At 29.4% G+C, this 17,539-nt stretch carries 27 protein-coding genes and 2 pseudogenes; all 29 read left to right on the top strand.

Annotated features, from left to right (window positions below):
* The first annotated feature begins 19 nt into the window (after nt 1-19).
* Nucleotides 20-511, top strand: coding sequence for an adenylyltransferase/cytidyltransferase family protein (locus tag FGL31_RS21085; RefSeq protein WP_138094270.1), 492 nt, complete (start codon nt 20-22; stop codon nt 509-511).
* 11 nt (nt 512-522) lie between these two features.
* Nucleotides 523-1,827, top strand: coding sequence for a nucleotide sugar dehydrogenase (locus FGL31_RS21080; RefSeq protein ID WP_138094268.1), 1,305 nt, complete (start codon nt 523-525; stop codon nt 1,825-1,827).
* A 3-nt stretch (nt 1,828-1,830) separates the two neighbouring features.
* Entirely contained in the window at nt 1,831-2,763 is a 933-nt protein-coding gene (locus FGL31_RS21075; RefSeq protein ID WP_232047057.1) for a UDP-N-acetylglucosamine 4,6-dehydratase, read from the top strand.
* Nucleotides 2,764-2,818: 55 nt separating this feature from the next.
* Nucleotides 2,819-3,019 carry a hypothetical protein gene (locus FGL31_RS27000; protein ID WP_232047056.1) on the top strand — a complete coding sequence of 67 codons (201 nt, stop codon included), beginning with the start codon at nt 2,819-2,821 and terminating at the stop codon, nt 3,017-3,019.
* A gap of 2 nt (nt 3,020-3,021) precedes the next feature.
* Nucleotides 3,022-4,164, top strand: a complete 1,143-nt coding sequence (locus tag FGL31_RS21070) for a LegC family aminotransferase (protein ID WP_138094266.1) — start codon at nt 3,022-3,024, stop codon at nt 4,162-4,164.
* Entirely contained in the window at nt 4,154-4,768 is a 615-nt protein-coding gene (locus tag FGL31_RS21065) for an acetyltransferase (RefSeq protein ID WP_138094264.1), read from the top strand. Before FGL31_RS21070 ends, FGL31_RS21065 begins: the two co-directional genes overlap by 11 nt.
* Nucleotides 4,768-5,328 carry an N-acetylneuraminate synthase family protein gene (locus tag FGL31_RS29405; protein ID WP_317131104.1) on the top strand — a complete coding sequence of 187 codons (561 nt, stop codon included), beginning with the start codon at nt 4,768-4,770 and terminating at the stop codon, nt 5,326-5,328. Before FGL31_RS21065 ends, FGL31_RS29405 begins: the two co-directional genes overlap by 1 nt.
* Before the next feature lie 73 nt (nt 5,329-5,401).
* Nucleotides 5,402-5,779, top strand: a complete 378-nt coding sequence (locus FGL31_RS29400) for an N-acetylneuraminate synthase family protein (RefSeq protein WP_317131103.1) — start codon at nt 5,402-5,404, stop codon at nt 5,777-5,779.
* Nucleotides 5,780-5,864: 85 nt separating this feature from the next.
* A pseudogene (locus tag FGL31_RS28505) lies at nt 5,865-6,208 on the top strand (UDP-N-acetylglucosamine 2-epimerase).
* Between the two features lies 1 nt (nt 6,209).
* Nucleotides 6,210-6,419, top strand: a complete 210-nt coding sequence (locus FGL31_RS28500; RefSeq protein WP_197734352.1) for a UDP-N-acetylglucosamine 2-epimerase — start codon at nt 6,210-6,212, stop codon at nt 6,417-6,419.
* 224 nt (nt 6,420-6,643) lie between these two features.
* Nucleotides 6,644-6,760, top strand: coding sequence for a hypothetical protein (locus FGL31_RS30185; RefSeq protein WP_197734408.1), 117 nt, complete (start codon nt 6,644-6,646; stop codon nt 6,758-6,760).
* Between the two features lie 174 nt (nt 6,761-6,934).
* On the top strand, nt 6,935-7,114 hold the full coding sequence (locus tag FGL31_RS26990) for a CBS domain-containing protein (protein WP_232047055.1): 180 nt from the start codon (nt 6,935-6,937) through the stop codon (nt 7,112-7,114).
* 61 nt (nt 7,115-7,175) lie between these two features.
* A complete protein-coding gene (locus FGL31_RS21050; RefSeq protein ID WP_232047054.1) occupies nt 7,176-7,985 on the top strand; it encodes a nucleotidyltransferase family protein in 810 nt (269 codons plus the stop codon).
* Nucleotides 7,982-8,596 carry an LbetaH domain-containing protein gene (locus FGL31_RS21045; protein WP_138094263.1) on the top strand — a complete coding sequence of 205 codons (615 nt, stop codon included), beginning with the start codon at nt 7,982-7,984 and terminating at the stop codon, nt 8,594-8,596. Before FGL31_RS21050 ends, FGL31_RS21045 begins: the two co-directional genes overlap by 4 nt.
* Nucleotides 8,597-8,620: 24 nt before the next feature.
* Nucleotides 8,621-8,755 (top strand): cytidylyltransferase domain-containing protein, encoded by a 135-nt coding sequence (locus FGL31_RS23975; protein ID WP_232047053.1) that lies wholly within the window; start codon nt 8,621-8,623, stop codon nt 8,753-8,755.
* Between the two features lie 119 nt (nt 8,756-8,874).
* Nucleotides 8,875-9,348, top strand: coding sequence for a glycosyltransferase family protein (locus FGL31_RS21040; RefSeq protein ID WP_197734351.1), 474 nt, complete (start codon nt 8,875-8,877; stop codon nt 9,346-9,348).
* Nucleotides 9,349-9,357: 9 nt separating this feature from the next.
* The gene (locus tag FGL31_RS21035) at nt 9,358-10,254 is read left to right on the top strand and encodes a Gfo/Idh/MocA family protein (RefSeq protein WP_138094261.1); all 897 of its coding nucleotides are present in this window, start codon (nt 9,358-9,360) and stop codon (nt 10,252-10,254) included.
* Nucleotides 10,239-10,817, top strand: a complete 579-nt coding sequence (locus FGL31_RS21030) for an SDR family NAD(P)-dependent oxidoreductase (RefSeq protein WP_197734350.1) — start codon at nt 10,239-10,241, stop codon at nt 10,815-10,817. The genes FGL31_RS21035 and FGL31_RS21030 overlap by 16 nt, the downstream gene beginning before the upstream one ends.
* Before the next feature lie 55 nt (nt 10,818-10,872).
* A complete protein-coding gene (locus FGL31_RS28495) occupies nt 10,873-10,983 on the top strand; it encodes an SDR family oxidoreductase (protein ID WP_262709200.1) in 111 nt (36 codons plus the stop codon).
* Between the two features lie 26 nt (nt 10,984-11,009).
* Entirely contained in the window at nt 11,010-11,537 is a 528-nt protein-coding gene (locus tag FGL31_RS21025; RefSeq protein ID WP_138094259.1) for a lipopolysaccharide biosynthesis protein, read from the top strand.
* 108 nt (nt 11,538-11,645) lie between these two features.
* A complete protein-coding gene (locus FGL31_RS30180; protein ID WP_138094828.1) occupies nt 11,646-12,044 on the top strand; it encodes a lipopolysaccharide biosynthesis protein in 399 nt (132 codons plus the stop codon).
* Nucleotides 12,045-12,362: 318 nt separating this feature from the next.
* Nucleotides 12,363-12,674, top strand: coding sequence for a hypothetical protein (locus FGL31_RS21010; RefSeq protein WP_138094257.1), 312 nt, complete (start codon nt 12,363-12,365; stop codon nt 12,672-12,674).
* A complete protein-coding gene (locus FGL31_RS21005; RefSeq protein WP_171017753.1) occupies nt 12,643-13,077 on the top strand; it encodes a hypothetical protein in 435 nt (144 codons plus the stop codon). Before FGL31_RS21010 ends, FGL31_RS21005 begins: the two co-directional genes overlap by 32 nt.
* Nucleotides 12,990-13,523 (top strand): sialidase family protein, encoded by a 534-nt coding sequence (locus FGL31_RS21000; RefSeq protein WP_138094253.1) that lies wholly within the window; start codon nt 12,990-12,992, stop codon nt 13,521-13,523. The genes FGL31_RS21005 and FGL31_RS21000 overlap by 88 nt, the downstream gene beginning before the upstream one ends.
* Nucleotides 13,524-13,591: 68 nt before the next feature.
* Nucleotides 13,592-14,281, top strand: a complete 690-nt coding sequence (locus tag FGL31_RS20995; protein WP_138094251.1) for a hypothetical protein — start codon at nt 13,592-13,594, stop codon at nt 14,279-14,281.
* Between the two features lie 161 nt (nt 14,282-14,442).
* Entirely contained in the window at nt 14,443-14,757 is a 315-nt protein-coding gene (locus FGL31_RS20990; RefSeq protein WP_138094249.1) for a hypothetical protein, read from the top strand.
* Nucleotides 14,758-15,115: 358 nt separating this feature from the next.
* Nucleotides 15,116-15,895 (top strand): annotated as a pseudogene (locus FGL31_RS30170) (EpsG family protein); the annotation flags it as partial.
* Nucleotides 15,888-16,991: a glycosyltransferase gene (locus FGL31_RS20975; protein ID WP_138094246.1), complete on the top strand. Its 1,104-nt coding sequence runs from the start codon at nt 15,888-15,890 to the stop codon at nt 16,989-16,991. The pseudogene FGL31_RS30170 and the gene FGL31_RS20975, both read left to right, overlap by 8 nt.
* Nucleotides 16,979-17,275, top strand: a complete 297-nt coding sequence (locus FGL31_RS20970; RefSeq protein ID WP_138094244.1) for a glycosyltransferase family 2 protein — start codon at nt 16,979-16,981, stop codon at nt 17,273-17,275. The genes FGL31_RS20975 and FGL31_RS20970 overlap by 13 nt, the downstream gene beginning before the upstream one ends.
* The last annotated feature ends 264 nt before the right edge of the window (nt 17,276-17,539 follow it).

Here is a 17,539-nt window from a genome sequence, read left to right as displayed (position 1 = left end):
AAACTAATATTTCTATAATATGAAAGAATCTAAAAAAGAAATTCAAAAAGAAGTTAAGCAACAAGATTATAACCCAGGACCTAGGGTGGGGATTACGTTTTCGACATTTGACTTGCTACATGCCGGTCATATTATGATGCTGGCAGAAGCAAAACGTCAATGCGATTATTTGATCTGTGGACTGCAGATGGATCCAACCTTGGACAGACCTGAAAAAAATGCACCAACACAGACTGTGGTTGAAAGATATATTCAATTAAGAGGATGTGTTTATGTGGATGAGATTGTCCCATATTCTACTGAGCAGGATTTGGAAGATATATTAAGGTCTTTTAAGCTAGATGTCAGAATTGTAGGTGATGAATATAAAGACAGAGATTTTACAGGTAGAAAATATTGTGAAGATAAAGGGATTGAGCTATATTATAATAGTAGAGATCATAGATTTTCAAGTTCTGGATTAAGGAAGATTGTTGCGGAGAAAGAGAATCAGAAAAACGGCAAAAAATAATTGAAAGATTAATGGTTAAAGGGGGATTTATCGAAAAAGAAATGAGTCAGATAAAAATTGCTATTGTAGGGCAAGGTTATGTTGGCTTACCTCTTGCTGTTGAATTTTCTAAGCATTATCAAGTGCTTGGTTTTGATATAAATCATAAAAGAATCCAAGATTTAAAACAAGCTTTGGATCATACTCAAGAAGTCAAATCAGCTGATTTACAAAAATCAATTAAAAATGGTTTATTATTTACTTCCGATTTAAACGATTTGACGGATTGCAATATTTATATTGTAACTGTGCCAACACCAATCGATTCTTTTAAACTTCCGGATCTAAGTTTTTTGAGAAAAGCTTCCGAAATGATTGGCTCGGTGCTTAAACCTGAAGATATTGTTATTTATGAATCTACAGTCTATCCAGGATGTACAGAGGAAGAATGCATACCGATATTAGAAAAGTCTTCTGGCCTTAGATTTAATCAAGATTTTTTTGTTGGATATTCACCAGAAAGAATCAATCCGGGGGATAAAGTAAATACCTTGTCACAAATTAAAAAGGTAACTTCTGGTTCTACTGAAGAAATAGCTGATCGTGTTGATGAACTTTATCGTTCAATTATTTTAGCAGGCACACATAAAGCGCCTTCAATTAAAGTTGCCGAAGCTTCAAAGGCAATTGAAAATGCACAAAGAGATGTGAATATTTCCTTTGTGAATGAGTTGGCATTAATTTTTGATCGATTAGGAATTGATACCAATGATGTGATAGAAGCAGCTGGAACCAAATGGAATTTTTTAAAATATAAGCCGGGATTAGTTGGAGGACATTGTATAGGAGTGGATCCCTATTATCTGACCTACAAAGCTCAGTCAGTAGGGTACCATCCTGAAGTTATTTTATCAGGAAGAAGGGTTAATGATAATATGGGATCTTTTATTGCCAATAAGGTAATAAAGTTGATGATTCAAAAAGAAATTGTAATAAAAAATTCAAATGCCTTGATATTGGGAGTTACTTTTAAAGAAAATTGCCCAGACATTAGGAATACGAGGGTGTTTGATATTTATCAGGAATTAAAGTCATTTGGAATGATGGTAGATGTTTTCGATCCATGGGCAAACCCTAGCGAAGTTAATAATATTTATGGATTGAAATGTTCTTCCACTATGGAGGATGTTCAGAATAAGAAATTTGATGTTATTATTTTAGCAGTAGCACATTCAGAATTTAAGAGTTTAGATTTTTCCTCATTAAAGAAAAGATTGAATGTAACATTTGATATTAAGGGATTATTAGATAAAGAATTAGTAGACGCAAGATTATAATATATGAATATTTTAAATTTGATTGGTAGAAAAGACGAGTTATTTACCGACGATATAAGAAATCATGAAACAGAACTTCGTGATATAGTCTCAAGCTCTAAATTTTTAGTTATAGGAGGTGCAGGCTCAATTGGTCAGGCAACTACTAAAGAGATTTTTAAGCGAAATCCTAAAAAACTTCATGTTGTAGATATAAGTGAAAACAATATGGTTGAGCTTGTAAGGGATATACGATCATCTTATGGATATATTGATGGTGATTTTCAAACTTTTGCACTTGATATAGGATCTGTTGAATATGATGCATTTTGGGAGAATGATGGCGATTACGATTATGTTTTGAATCTTTCAGCTTTAAAACATGTTCGCAGTGAAAAAGATCCCTATACATTAATGCGAATGATAGATGTTAATGTTTTTAATACTGACAAGACATTACAACAATCCATAGATAAAGGGGTTAAAAAATATTTCTGTGTTTCTACTGACAAAGCTGCAAATCCAGTTAATATGATGGGAGCATCTAAGCGTATTATGGAAATGTTTTTAATGCGTAAAAGTCAATTTATTGATATATCAACAGCTAGATTTGCCAATGTTGCTTTTTCCGACGGCTCTTTACTCCACGGCTTTAATAAGCGAATAGAGAAATTACAACCAATTGTTGCTCCGAATGATATCAAAAGATATTTTGTCATACCAAAAGAATCAGGTGAACTTTGTTTGATGTCCTGTGTTTTTGGAGAAAATAGAGATATTTTCTTTCCAAAGTTAAGTGAAAACCTACATTTAATAACCTTTGCTGAAATTGCTGAAAAATATCTGCAACAAATAGGTTATGAACCATACCTATGCGAAATGGAAGAGGAAGCAAGGGAATTAGTTCACTCTTTGCCTAAAGAAGGAAAATGGCCATGCTTGTTTACAAAAAAGTGATACAACAGGTGAGAAGGATTTTGAGGAATTTTTTACCGATAAAGAAACTTTGGATATGACAAGATTCAATAATCTAGGAGTTATTAAGAATGATTTGATTGTAGAAGAAGATAAATTAAATTTATTTGAAAATACCTTATCTGAATTAAAAGGAGCAAAGAAATGGAATAAGGAAGAAATTGTGGATTTATTTTTTAAAATGATTCCTGATTTCGGACATAAAGAGACAGGCAAGTATTTAGATTCTAAAATGTAATCATGCAAAAGATAAATGAAATATTATCCTTTATAAAGGATCAATATAAGACGGATGATTTTATTCCATTACATGTTCCTAGATTTAGGGGTAATGAAAAAAAATATTTAAATGAAACCATTGATTCTACATTTGTATCTTCAGTTGGAGCTTATGTAGATCAGTTTGAATCAATGATGGAAAATATTGTGGAGGTTGAAAAAGCTATTGCAGTTGTAAATGGAACTTCCTCACTACAAGTAGCCTTAAGGCTAGCAGGAGTAAAAGCTGGTGACGAGGTTATTACACAAGCCTTAACTTTTATCGCGACGGCTAATGCAATTGCTTACAATCATGCTGAACCAATTTTCTTAGATGTCGATTTGGATACTATGGGATTGGCTCCAAAAGCGGTAGCTGAATTTTTAGAAGAATTCGGGGAGCTTAGGGATGATGGTACATATAACAAAAAAACGGGAAAAAAAATAGCTGCATGTATGCCTATGCACACTTTTGGTTTTCCGGTTCATTTAGATGAATTGATTACAGTCTGTGATAAGTGGGGAATTCCAGTTGTGGAGGATGCAGCAGAGTCTTTAGGAAGCTATTATAAAGGTAAACACACGGGATCTATTGGATTGATAGGAGGATTTTCTTTTAATGGAAATAAAACGGTAACCTGTGGTGGAGGTGGAGCTATTGTTACAAATAGCGCTGAACTTGGAAAGCATGCAAAATACCTGACAACAACGGCCAAACGACCACATCCCTATGAATTTTTTCATGATGAATTAGGATATAATTTCAGGATGCCTAATCTAAATGCAGCCTTAGCGTGTGCACAGTTAGAAATGTTGCCTAAATTTTTAGAGGATAAAAGAAATTTGGCTCATGAATATGCTGAATTTTTTAAATCAATAAACATTAAATTCCGAGAGGAACTTCCTGACACAAAAGTTAATTATTGGCTAATGTGTTTAGAATTAGGCGACAAGGCAGAAAGGGATAATTTTTTAAAAATATCCAATGAGAATTCTGTGATGACCCGACCTATTTGGACTTTGATGTTCAGGCTTCCGATGTATGAAAATTGCCAAAGAGATCAGCAAAAAAATGCAATATTTTTAGAAGAAAGAATAGTAAATATTCCAAGTAGTGTTAGATAAACTTGCCATCATCGGATATTCAGGTCATGCTTATGTGGTATTAGAGTCAGCATTAAGTGATTTTGCCATAATTGGATATTGTGATACTAAAAAAATGGATCATAATCCTTATGGAATCGAATATTTAGGGAATGAAGCAGATCCAGATTTTGCTTTTAATAACGATGTTAAATTTATCTTATGCATTGGAAATAATAATATACGTAAAAAAATCTGTTCGAATTTAAGTCATAGATTTGATTTTACAAATGTGATAGATAGAAGTGCATTAGTTAGTACAAGTGTAATTATTGGAAATGGTAATTTCATAAATAAAAACGTTTGTGTGAATGCTCAAGCTAGAATTGGCAATCATTGTATTCTTAACACGGGGAGTATTGTGGAGCATGAATGTGAAATTTCTGATTTTGTCCATATTGGGCCAGGAGCTGTTCTAGCAGGGAATGTAAAAGTTGGGGAATGTACTTTTGTTGGAGCAAATTCAGTTATAAAACAGGGTGTAAAAGTTGGGAAAAATGTAATTATTGGAGCTGGTTCGGTGGTTATCAGAGATGTTCCAGATAATTATATAATTGCTGGCAACCCATCCAAAACTATAAAATAATGAGTAAGATAATAATTATTGCAGAAGCAGGCGTAAACCATAATGGTGACTTAAATAATGCATTTAAATTAGTAGATGCTGCAGTAGATGCTGGGGTTGATTATATAAAATTTCAAACTTTTAAAGCGGATAAATTAGTTTCTAAGAATGCTAAAAAAGCTGATTATCAGATTCAAAATACTAAAAATAATGAAGATTCTCAATTGAGCATGTTAAAGAAACTTGAATTGAGCCATGAGGATCATGATAAATTAATCGCTTATTGCAAAGAAAGAAATATTAATTTTTTCTCTACTGCATTTGATTTAGATTCTTTGGAGTATTTAAAAGAAATTGGTTTGGAATTGGTAAAGATTCCTTCAGGTGAAATAACAAATTTACCTTATTTACGAAAAGCAGCTAAGTTATTTAATAAAGTAATTCTTTCAACAGGAATGAGTACTATGGAAGATATTTCTGCAGCAGTTCAAATTTTCAAAAATGAAGGAATTGAAAATGATCAAATTACAATTCTTCATTGCAATACTGAATACCCTACGCCAATGGTAGATGTAAATTAAAGGCTATGTTGGCAATTGAAAAAGAATTCGGTACAGAAAATAGGTTTATTCAGACCATACCCTTGGTATTGAGGTGCCGACTGCTGCGGTAGCATTAGGAGCAAAAATTATTGAAAAGCACTTTACTTTGGACAATAAAATGGAAGGTCCTGACCATGCTGCCTCATTAGAGCCACAAGAACTAAAAGCAATGGTCTCAGCTATCAGAAATATTGAAAAAGCGATTTCTGGATCTGGAATAAAAGAACCTAGTGAGTCTGAAAGAAAGAATATGGAAATTGCCAGAAAAAGTATTGTCGCTAAAACTGATATCAAGATGGGAGAAATATTTAGCGAAGATAATATAACTGTTAAACGTCCAGGATCCGGTATTTCTCCTATGGATTGGGACAGTGTAATTGGAAAACCTGCAAGAAGAGATTTTGAATCTGATGAGCTTATAGAAATATGAAAAGAAAGATCTGTGTTGTAACAGCAACTAGAGCAGAATATGGATTGCTAAAGCCTTAATCCAGAAAATTAGGGATGATGATTCATTGGAGTTGCAGATTATTGCAACAGGAGCTCATTTATCGCCGGAGTTTGGATTGACTTACCAATTAATCGAAAAGGATGGTTTTACTATATCAGATAAAGTAGAAATGCTAATGTCTTCTGATACTCCAACTGGAATTGCAAAAACTATGGGGGTATGTATGATTTCTATCGCAGATTCTTTTAAAAGATTAACTCCTGATTTAATTGTGTTTTGGGAGATCGATATGAAATGTTGTCTGTTGTCTCTGCTGCCACAATATTTAAAATTCCTGTAGCGCATTTACATGGAGGTGAAATTACTGAAGGAGCATATGATGATGCGATAAAGGCATTCTATTACTAAAATGAGTCATCTCCATTTTGTATCAACTGAAGAATATAGGCAAAGAGTCATACAAATGGGCGAACCTGAAGAGAATGTCTTTCATGTTGGTGCAATAGGTTTAGATAATATTCGTGATTTTCAATTGTTAACTAAAAGTGAATTGGAAGAAGAATTAGGAATAAATTCAAAAAATACAATTACCAAGTTACTTTTCATCCTGAAACTTTAGGAGACCTTAGCTCTGCCGAACAATTTAAGATCCTACTTTGAATCTATAGATAGTCAAAAGGACAGTTTGTTCCGTTTTTACCAAGGCAAAATGCAGATACAGATGGGAGAATTATCAATCAAAATGATTGATGCATATGTGGCCAAAAAATCATGAAAAAGCTAAAGCTTTTCATAGTTTTAGGTGCTCTCCGATTTTAATCATTTCTTTCTTATTCTACTGCAATTATCGGCAATAGTTCAAGTGGAATTTTAGAGGCACCATCTTTACATATTGCCACTATTAATATTGGCGATAGACAAAAGGGCAGAAACTCAAGCAAAAAGTATTGTGAATTGTAATTGCAATATTAAAGATATAAATAAAGCTTTTGAAAAAGTTAAAGATTTAGAATTTAAGGAATCTTTAAAACAGGTAATAAATCCATATAATAATGGAGGTGCAGCTTCCAAAATATTACGAGTAATCAAGTCTAATAAAAATATTAACAGTATTAAGAAATTCAATAATTTGACATGGAACTAGTTAATAAACATATAATAAATCAAAATGATTCAGTTAGAGAAAGTTTGATAAAACTTGATCTATTAGCATCTGATGCAATCCTTTTTGTGGTAGATTCAAATCTAACACTATTAGGATCTTTGACTGATGGTGATTTGAGGAGGGGCTTTATTAAAGGCTTAGGGTTTTGAAGATCCATTAACCTCATTTATTCAAAAAAACCCAAAATATATTTGTTATAACGAATATAGCATGGAAAAACTTGAAGAATATAAAGCCAAAAATTTTAAAGTAGTTCCAATCTTAGATGAAAAAAACCAAATTGTTGACATTCTAAATTTTAGGACAAGAAGTACTTTAATACCTGCTGATGCTGTTTTAATGGCAGGGGGTGAAGGAAAAAGGTTAAGACCATTAACTGAAACAACTCCAAAGCCTCTTTTAAAAGTCGGAGGGAAACCAATAATTGAATATAATATAGACCGCTTAAAAAATGTCGGGATTAAGAATATTCATTTAAGTGTTAATTATCTAGCCGAGCAGATAGTTGAATATTTTGGGGATGGAAATGATAGATCTTTAAATATTAAATATGTTAAAGAAGATAAGCCTCTCGGAACTATTGGTTCGATTTTATTAGTAGATAATTTTGATCATGAAGACATTATTGTAATGAATTCAGATCTACTTACTAATATAGATTATGCAGATTTCTTCAAGACATTTAAAGAAAGTGAAGCTGATATGGCAGTTGCTGCAACTTCATATCATGTAGATGTTCCTTATGCTGTGTTAGAAGTAAATGATTCTAATGCTGTTAAATCATTAAAAGAGAAACCTAGATATACTTATTATTCTAACGCTGGAATATACATCTTGAAAAAAGATATCCTGAAAATGATTCCTGAAGATCAATTTTTTGATATAACCGATCTAATGGATAAAATTTTAGAAATGAATTTAAAATTAGTGACTTATCCAATAAATGGTTATTGGTTGGATATAGGAAAACACGAAGATTTTAAAAAAGCACAAGAAGATATTAAACATATTCGATTATGATATTAATAGAGAATCTTAAAAGTGATTTAAGTTTGGATGACTTACTTAATAATCTTCATCATAGATTAAGGAATTTCTTTATTATTGATGAGTCTGAGTCAGAATTAATTAAGTCAGTTCATATACCAGTTTTAAATAGAGTTAGGACATGTTTTTCTGGAGTTGATAATAAATATTTCAATAGTGATGGAATTGCTTATTTTTCCTATACCCATTCAGGACAATATCTTGCTTACTTATATTTTTTCAGTTTAGAGTTTTCTTTAATGAATCATCCCTTAAAGGATAAATTTTATTATTTGAATAAAATTATGCATGGTGTTGATATTTACAGTGAGGTTAGATTACCTGAAGTGTTTTTCTTTGAACATCCTATAGGTCTTATTTTAGGGAGGGCAACTTATGGTAACAATTTTTTTGCTATGCAAGGATGTACAGTTGGAGGAAATAAAGGTCATTATCCCACAATTGGAAATAATGTAAAAATGTATTCAGATTCTAAAATTTTGGGAAACTCTAATATCGGAGATAATGTTTTATTATCGGCTAATACTTACATTAAAGATACAAATATACCTTCAAATTCAATAGTTTTTGGACCAATCTCCTAATCTAATTATTAAAGATATAAAGAAATGAAGATTTTAATAACACTTTGCGCAAGGGGAGGATCAAAAGGGATTCCTCAAAAGAATATTAAATTACTTAATGGGATTCCTCTAATTGAATACAGTTTTAGAATTGCAACAAAATATAGTATCAATTTATAATGATTCAATAATTGAACTGTCCACTGATGATGAAGACATATTATCGACAGCTAAAAAAATAGGACTTACCACGAATTACAGAAGACCAGAAATATTTAGCAACTGATAGTGCTGGTAAAGTGGATGCTATAAAAGACTTATTAAAATTTTCTGAATCTGAATATCAAACAAAATTTGATTTTATTTTAGATTTAGATGTTAGTTCTCCACTTAGAACTACTAAAGACATTCTAGAAGCATTTTCAATTATAAAGCAGAATAGTGATGCTTTAACATTATTTTCGGTTAATAAAGCAAACAAAAATCCATACTTTAACATGGTTGAAAAATCAGATGACGGATTTTATCAATTATCAAAGAGGTTAGCCACAACTACACTTTCTAGACAAACGGCACCGAATGTTTATGAATTAAATGCGTCATTTTATATTTATAATCGTAAGTATTTTGATTTAAATCTCAATGGAGTCATAACTAATAAATCTTTAATTTATAATATGAACCATATTTGTTTTGATTTGGATCATTTGATTGATTTTGAGTTTATGGAATTTCTTATGGCTAATAATAAATTAGAATTTAATATAGAATGAGAGTTTTTAATAGTTGGATTGGGTTCAATTGCAAATAAACACATTGATGCATTAAGGAAAATTGATCTTAATATTGAAATTTCTGCATTAAGAAGGAAAGGAAAAAGTGTTACTACATTAGAAGGAATTGAAAATGTTTATGAAATTAATTCGGAACAATTTTTTGATTTTGCTATAATTTCTAATCCTACCTCTGAACATGCAAACACAATTGAATTGCTTAAAGATTTAAAAATTCCTTTGTTTATTGAAAAACCATTGTTTAATAAATTAAATCATGAAGATTTAATTTCTGAATTAATTGATAATAAAATTCCAAATTATGTTGCTTGTAATTTAAGATTTTTGGATTGTATTAAATTTTTGAAAAATATTATTTGTAATAAAGTAATCAACGAGGTGAATATCTATTGTGGATCTTTTCTACCAGATTGGAGACCTGATATTGATTTTAGAAAAATTTATAGTGCAAATAAAGATTTAGGAGGAGGTGTTCATATAGATTTAATACATGAGATAGATTATTTAGTTTATTTATTTGGATTTCCGAAAGATGTAATAAAAACTTTTAGGAGTAATTCATCTTTAAAAATCACTGCATTTGATTACGCTAATTACTTGTTTTTCTATGATAATTTTTGTGCAAATGTAATTCTCAATTACTATCGAAAAATATCTAAAAGGACCATTGAAATTATTTGCGATGATGGTGTGTTTGATGTAGACTTATTAAAAAATGAAGTGTTTTGGAATTCTAGTTTAATTTTTAAATCTAATCAATTGATAAAAGATACTTATGAACCACAAATGAAGTATTTTATTAATGAAGTTTGGAAAAAAAAGAGCAAAAATATGAATAATATTAAAGAAGCTTATAATATTTTAAAGTTATGTTTAGAAGATTAAAAGATAAAGTAATAATTGTAACAGGTGGAGCAGGTTTAATTGGGCAGCATATTGTAGATAAATGTTTGCAAGATGGAGCTATTGTTATAGACGTAGATATCAATAATAAAACGAACTGGGAGGCAGGTAAATACGGGTGTGATCTTACCGATAAAGATTCTATCATAAAACTAGTTGAGGAAGTTTTTAAAAAATATGGTAAAATAGATGGTTTAGTGAATAATGCCTATCCGAGGACATTTGATTGGGGTGCAAAATTTGAGGATATTTCATATGAATCATGGCAAAAAAACATTGACATGCAATTAAACTGTGTTTTTCTATTAACTCAACACGTGCTAGTCCATATGAAACAAGAAAAGCAAGGTTCCATTGTTAACATTGGTTCTATCTATGGAGTTGTTGGAAATGATTTTACTATCTATGAGGATTATGGTGGAACTTCTCCTGCAGCTTATTCCGCTATAAAAGGCGGCTTAATTAATTTTACTAGGTATTTATCTTCATATTTTGGTAAATATAATATACGCGTGAATTGTGTATCTCCAGGCGGAAATAATTGATAAGCAACATCCATCTTTTATTGAAAAATACGAACAAAAATCCCCTCTTAAAAGGATGGGGAGACCTGAGGAAATAGCACCTCCAGTTTCTTTTTTATTGTCTGATGATTCTTCATTTATTACTGGACATAATTTAATGGTTGACGGTGGATGGACTGCTATTTAAAAAATGTATAAGAGTTTGTTAAATAGATGAAAAAAATAAATAATATTTTAAAACATCCTTTATTAAAAGCTAGCTTAATATATACTATATGCGATGCAATAAACAAGGCAGTTCCTTTTTTTATTTTGCCCATTCTAAGCCATTATTTATTGCCGTCAGATTATGGTTTAGTGGCTAATTTTGGGGTTTTAGCAGGCATTTTAAATTTGCTTGTATTATTAACAATGGATGGAGCAATTTCTGTAAATTATCATAGAATTTCAAAGTTTGAATTACCTGTTTATATATTTAATTCTTTTCTTATTTCACTTGGATCATTTATTTTTCTATTTATTGTATTTTTTATTATAAATAAATCAATTAATGAGTTACTAGAGATTCCTTTTAAATATCAAATCCTTTGTTTAATAATGGCTTTGTTTAATATGATCAGTTCTATTAACTTAATTATTTGGCGATTAGAAGAAAGATCTTTAAATTTTGGAATTTATGGAATAGGAAATACATTAGTAAATATAGTATTTTTCTTTAATATTAGTAGTTACTCTGAATAAGGGTTGGGAGGGAAGAATAATCGGAATGGCAATAGCTATTATTCTTTTTGGAGCATATAGCTGGATTTATCTTTTCAGAAATAATTATTTAAAATTTGAATTTAACAAATTTTTTTCAAAGATGCCCTAGTTTTTGGAATTCCATTGCTACCTCATGCGCTAAGTTTTTGGTTAAGGTCGGGAATAGACAGGATATACATATCAAATTTTTGGGGTTCAGAACAAGTCGGACTTTATGCAACAGGCTTTCAATTTGGTTTACTTGTATCTTTCTTAATAAGTGCTTTTAATAATGCCTTTTCTCCTTATTTATTTAAAACTTTATCCGGCACTGACGAAATTCAATTAAATTTTAATAAAAGAAAAATAGTTCGACTTACATACTATATAATTTTTGGTTTGTCAATTGCAGGGTTAATCTTTGCCTTTTTATCCAAATACATTATAAAATTCTGGTTTTCTAAAGAATATATTCAATCTATAGATTTCGTTACTTGGGCAATTTAGCTCAAGTTTTTAATGGATTTTATATTTTATTTGTGAATTATATTTTTTTTGTAAAAAAGACCAAACAATTAGCAAGCATTACAATAGGATGTGCTTTTCTTCAATTGTGTCTGTCATATATTTTAGTTAAATATTTAGGTGCAATTGGGGCAGCTTATTCAACTGTTATAGTATCGCTGGTTAATTTTATAATAGTAATGTTATTTAGCATGAAAATATATCCTATGCCTTGGTTTACAAAAAATTAAACATTATATAATAATAAGAATTTAGAACCTCTTAGTGAACTTTTAAGTACTAAAAAATTTTGATGATGCAATGAAAATCCAGTTAAAAAGAATTCAATTTGTAATAATTTTAAATTTATTAATATTACAAATTGGTTGTAAAAAAGACCAAATAAATCTAGAGGTTGATAAAAAATTAGAAAATTTAGGTAAAGTCATCACTATTCGAAATGGCATTTATGATGTAAAATTAGAAAAAGGCTATCTGCAGCCAGATAATAGTAAGCTTACAGATAACTTTGCTTATACTGACTTAATAAATGTTCAAGATTCAACTTTGATGTTAGTGACAATGTCCAGTCCAAAAAACATTGAAGATTTTTCCTCTGGATCAAATAATTAAATACACAAGTTACAATAACGGTAAAACCTGGAAAAAAGAGGGTGATATTAGTTCGGATTTTCCAGGATCAATCAATTTGTCAATGCCTTCGATTTTGAACTATGAGGGTGGACATCTGATTTTAGTTTATTTAGTAAAATATAACTTACAAAAAATTGATCTAGTTATGGAGGAATCATTTGATGGCGGTAAAACGTGGTCTGAAGCTAGATTAATTCATTTACCCAATCAAGGGTATCAAATGATAAATAATTCTAGGTTGATGAAGATTGGAAATCGATTAGTCTTACCAGTATGTGTTTCATTTAAAGAAGAATTGTTTCATTTTTTTATTTTTCAGATGATAAGGGGCAGACATGGAATAAATCGGGAGCAATTGGTGATAAAAATATTGACTTTTTAGAGCCAGGAATTGTTTCAACTGGTGGCAATGAACTTTTAATGAATATAAGAACTAATTTAGGTGGAATTATTTTTGCTCGAAGTTTTAATGGTGGTGTGAATTGGCATATTGAAGAGAGTAATTTTAATTCGCCATCTTCACCTCAAACAATAAGGCAAATTCCAGGTACAAATAAATTATTAATGGTTTGGAATAACAATAATGTTCGAGTAGATGTACATGGAGGTAATAGAAGTCCCTTATCTTTAGCTATAAGTGATGATAAAGGAAAATCTTGGACCATGGTTTGCGATATTGAACCATTTAATCAATTTGTTCGTGATCACGCTTATCCAGTAATTAGTTTTGATAAGAAGTTCGTTTATATAGTTTACAACGAAAGAAATAATTATACATCAAGTTTTTCTGTTAAAATTGCAAGAATAGATTTGAAAAACTTTGATTAGTTTATGAGAGAAAATTGCTAATTAATGTAATTATATATGACTGACTTAGATTTAAAGGCAATTATAAAATGAAAATAATAATTATTGAACATGAACCATTTAATGATAGGAAAAACGATCATTATTATATACAAAAATTTAAAGATAGATCAATTTCTATAGAGTATTGGGATTTAAGTAAAGTTTTGAATTATTCTAAAAACATTAATTATAATAACGAAAAACCCGAAAATTATGTTCTTAAATTTGATAATTTGAATCAATTTTATGGTTCTTTAAATGAAATTGATAACCTTTCAACCATATTAATTGTCGAGTTGTTTTTCAAATTACAGACAGTTGAGATTTTTAAGAAAATTAAGGATTTAAAAATTAAATGGGTGAGATTAGATTTTTATTATAATCCTACCAATATTTTTGAACCTTCAAAAAAAATTAATGATATTATTTTCAAACTTTTAGAAATAAAAAAGATTAAAGAAAGATATAATAATTTTTTACTCAAAAAATGGCAACATCTTAACTTGCCCAATAGAGTATTTGTTACTGGTAATTTGAAAAATTATCCTTTAGTACCAAAAGAAAATATTATTGGATTAGATTATTTTGACATAAAAACCTATGAAGAAAAAAAGGGAATCAGTTCATTAATTGGAAAAAAATATATTGTTTTTCTTGACATTATGCTTCCTAATCATCCTGATTTACAACGAAGTAATTTGTCGAGTGTAAAGGCCTCCACTTATTTTAAAAAATAAATTATTTTTTTGATAAGATAGAAAAAGAAACTGGTTACAATGTCATTATTGCCAGTCATCCAAAAGCAAATTATTCAAATGAATTTAAAAATCGTGTTGTATTAAAAAATCTTACAGCTGAACTATGCATAAATGCTGAAATTATTTTAACCCATGGGAGTTTGTCAATAAGTTTTCCATTATTAGCAAAAAAACCTATTATTTATCTTTATTTTGAAGAAATGTTTAAAATTCCAACATTATATTATTACTATAAAAGAATGTTAAAAGCAAGTGAATTATTAGGAGCAGAAATTATCAATATTGATAAGATTCTTTTTAATAATATATTAGATTCAAAAGTAGATTTTTTAAAATATACTGAGTTGTTGGAAAAAGTATATTTAAAGGATGTTTTAGAATTTGATAATTTCGAAATTTTATTGAACTCTTTTAACAATTTATTGTTTGGTGAGATGGATTTGGCTAAAAATTAATTAGGTAATATTGAACTTTGAAATACTAAGCCATGGGAATTTATCTATTGTTCTTTATTTTTATATCTGCTTTTTCAATCTTTGATTTTATTGGAAAAGAAAGTAATCAGAAAATTTTTCTGTTTATCATTTGGTTATTATCAACACTATTTATAGGTACAAGAACAATTGGACCAGATTATTATGTTTATCATACATATTACTTAATGGTTCCAAATATTTTTGAACTCTCGGGACAATTTGCTGAATATACTATTTTTTCTAAGTTCGAACCATTATATATTATAACGACATCCTTAGGAAAATCTTTGGGTCTATCTTTTGAAATTTTTCATTTAATTTTTACTGGGTTTTTTGTTGGTTATTTATCTTTAATATTTCAAAATATACTCCCTACGTCTTCATTTCAATTATGGTCTATGTAGGATTTGCTTACATATCTGGATGGTCAGCTATCCGTCAATTTATGGCCGGATCAATATTTTTCTATGCATTAAAATTTATTATTCAAGAAAAACGTTTTAAATATGCTATTTCAATTGTGATAGCTACCTTGTTTCATTATTCGGCAATTGTTTTAATAGTTTTTATTGTCATTAGAAATTGGAAATTATCAAAATTAACCTGTACAATGTTAATTTTATGTCCTTTAATGATTTACTTCTCTGGGATTTTTAGTATTATTTCATCTTATTTGTTAGGTTTCTTGCCTTTTTTGGATGCAACAAAAGTTACAAAATGGACTAATGAAGAATCGGGATTGATATCCACAATCTTTTTTTTGTGGGTGTTTGTTTTAATTTTCTTTATCGCAAATTTGGACAAGTTGCGAAACTTGCCCAATTTTAATTTGTTCTTTAATATTTATATTTTTTCATTTTCAATGTTTGTACTAGTTCAATCTTTGGGTGAATTCGGAAGAATAAATATGTTTAACAAAATTCTTCATGCTTTAATGTTTCCCTATATAATATTTATTTTTTCGAAATCCTCTAGGTTAGTAGTTTATTTAATTATATGGACTATATCAATTGTAACTTATTATAGGGACATAATTACCATGGATGAGTTTCAATCTAAATCTACAAATTTGACTACTAAGTTTATTCCTTACAAATCTTGGCTATTTCATGAATAACTATTTAATTTTCCATCAAAGCTTTAGTAACTCTGCAGGAACAGAAAGAGTTTTGTATAATATTGCAGAACATTTATCGTCTTCATCAAATAATCGAGTCAGACTTTTATTATGTGAGAAAATTGAGAGTTTAGTATATGGTATAGATGGTCTGCCAATAAAAATTGATAGCTTAAATTTAGAAGCAATTAGGAGTAGTAAGATCGCATTGCTGTCAAACTATCTAAATGTATTTAAAAGATTAAAAAATTATATTAATTTACTTGATTCTAGCGAAAATTATACTGTTATATGTTCAAATTCCTTCCTTGCGGCAATTTTTTATTTTTGCAGTAAAAAGTTTTCCAATATAAAGGTAATCTCATGTGAACACTTTTCAATGCATATAGCAGGCAGATTCTCGAATTTTTTAAGACAATCATTTTATTCAAAAATTGCTGTGGTATCTCTTACAGAGCGAGATAAAGAACTTTTGCAAAAGAAGTTTAATCCTAAAATTTGTGTTTGTATACCTAATGCTATTCCATTTGATTTAGAACATTATTCAGGAGAAAATAAGAATACAATAATTTCTATTGGAAGATATACTTACCAAAAGGGATTTGATTTGTACTTGGAAGCTTTGTCAAAATTAGACAAAAAAATATTTGATAATTGGAAAGTAGTAATTATCGGAGACGATTATGGTGATAAAAATCTTTTAAAAGGTTTAATAGATAGGTATAATTTAGATTTTGTTCATTTGGAACCTTCAACAGAGAATATAAAGAATTATTATAAAAAAGCATCTTTTTATGTGATGAGCTCAAGATTTGAAGGTTTACCGATGGTGTTATTAGAAGCGATGGGTTTTGGTCTCCCTATTATTTCATTCGATTGTCCCACTGGTCCTGCTGAAATAGTAAGTTCTAAGAATGGTGTTTTAGTTAGAGACGGAGATTTAATTGAATTGGGTGAAGCTATAAAACTATTTATTGAGAATCCTGAAATCATGAAGGAAAAGGCTGTTGGTTCTGAAATGGAGGCACAAAGATTTAAGAAATCTAATATTAATAAGTTATGGGATAACTTATTTTATGAACTATGGAAAAATTAAAACATGAAGATTTAAAAATATCAATAATAATTCCTTGTTATAACGTTGCAAATTTTATCGAGCGAACGGTAAGTAGTGTTTTCAATAGAAAGAACGATGTAAATTTGGAGGTGATAATAATTGATGATTGCTCGAAAGATAACAGTTGGGAAGTTATTAATAGACTAAAGCATATAGAGATCAAAGCCTTCAAGAATCCTGAAAACAGAGGAGTATCGTTTACGAGGAATTTTGGTATTTTCTATTGCAACTGGAGATATTATAATGTTCTTGGATGGAGATGATGAATATAGCGGAAATATCTTTGAAGAATTAAGGAAAGTTTTCTCTGAAAACCAAAGTGTTGATTTTATTTCTTTTGGTTTTTGAAAATAATTGAAGGAGCGAATTCTAAGAAAATAGTTTCATCGGAATTTGATAATCATACATTTAAAAGAGATGATTTCTTAACATTATTCTTTAGAAGAAATATTAGACAATGCATGTGTTCTTTTGCAGTTCGTAGGATATTTTGAAGGACAATGAAATTAATTTTGATGTCAATACAT

The sequence above is a fragment of the Sphingobacterium daejeonense genome, assembly GCF_901472535.1.
Lineage (GTDB): Bacteria > Bacteroidota > Bacteroidia > Sphingobacteriales > Sphingobacteriaceae > Sphingobacterium > Sphingobacterium daejeonense.
Note: the sequence above shows the minus strand (reverse complement) of the source record. Positions and strands in the feature narration are given on the sequence as shown.